Below are 988 nucleotides of genomic sequence, written 5' to 3'. Positions count from 1 at the left end.
GTCAACGATGTATAACCGGGTGCCGAATGGCGCCTTAGCAGAGGCTTGAGCCGTGTGCTGGGAAACTCGCATGCACGGTTCTTAGGGGGTTGGACGTAGGTAACTGCGTCTGACTACCCGACAATCAAATGCGACCTTGGGCCTTAGGGCGCAAGAACTGGCTGTTTGCTGGCTCGCTGCGCAGCGGCCAGCGAGCGGCGAATATCATGACTTTAATCCAGTCAGCAAAGCTGAATGGCTTGGATCCGTATGCCTATTTAAGTGATGTGCTGAAAAGGCTGCCGACGCATAAAGCGACCCAAATAGAAGAATTACTGCCACATCGCTGGAAATCCAACTCAAATTAAAAAATAGGCATGGGGTTCAGCGGACGCTTACATATGTTTCCTATTTCAGGGGGTATCAATTTTGATGAGTTTGAAAAGGGTGAATTCCAAGATAACACGCTAATTATTTTATCAGGTGAAGCTATTTTTGTTAGATGTATCGGAATATGGATTAAATTTAGAACAAATCTAGACTTAGCTACTTGCTTATATGAGCATTCTGTAACAGATAATAAGTTAAGGTTTTATGATAGTGATAGATTTATGTTCAGACTACTTAATAAAATCATTTATAGGCTCTAAATTTTAATTTTGAGTGTATAAGCCCCCATCAAAGGGGCTTCTAAGTATCACAGCAATTGCAGAACATCTGCCTTTATCTCTGTGACTTCCCGATCTGCGCCGTTTTGGTCTTTCCATTTCCGTGTACGCAATGAACCATCAATATAAACCTTGCTGCCTTTCTTGAGATACCTTTGGGCAATCTCTCCAAGTTTATTGTTAGCGGTAATTCTGTGCCACTCTGTAGCCTCTTTGTAAGCGTCCGCTGAACCCCATGCCTATTTTTTAATTCGGTTCAGGTTTCCAGCGGTGTGGTAGCAATTCTTCAATCTGAGTCACTTTATGTGTCGGCAACCTTTTCAGCACATCACTTAAATAGG

At 43.0% G+C, this 988-nt stretch carries 1 protein-coding gene and 2 pseudogenes; 1 reads left to right on the top strand and 2 read right to left on the bottom strand.

Features of this window, described 5'->3' with window-relative positions:
• Window positions 1-119 precede the first annotated feature (119 nt).
• A pseudogene (locus tag AC07E5_RS09740) lies at window positions 120-347 on the top strand (transposase domain-containing protein); the annotation flags it as partial.
• 332 nt (window positions 348-679) lie between these two features.
• Here the strand turns inward: AC07E5_RS09740 and ssb are convergent.
• A pseudogene (gene ssb, locus AC07E5_RS09735) lies at window positions 680-862 on the bottom strand (single-stranded DNA-binding protein); the annotation flags it as partial.
• Window positions 863-893: 31 nt separating this feature from the next.
• Window positions 894-988, bottom strand: a 95-nt coding sequence (locus AC07E5_RS09730; RefSeq protein ID WP_178867550.1) for a transposase domain-containing protein, incomplete at its 5' end; no start/stop codon positions are given.

The organism is Acinetobacter seohaensis (assembly GCF_056431365.1).
This window is presented reverse-complemented; position numbering and strand designations above follow the sequence as displayed.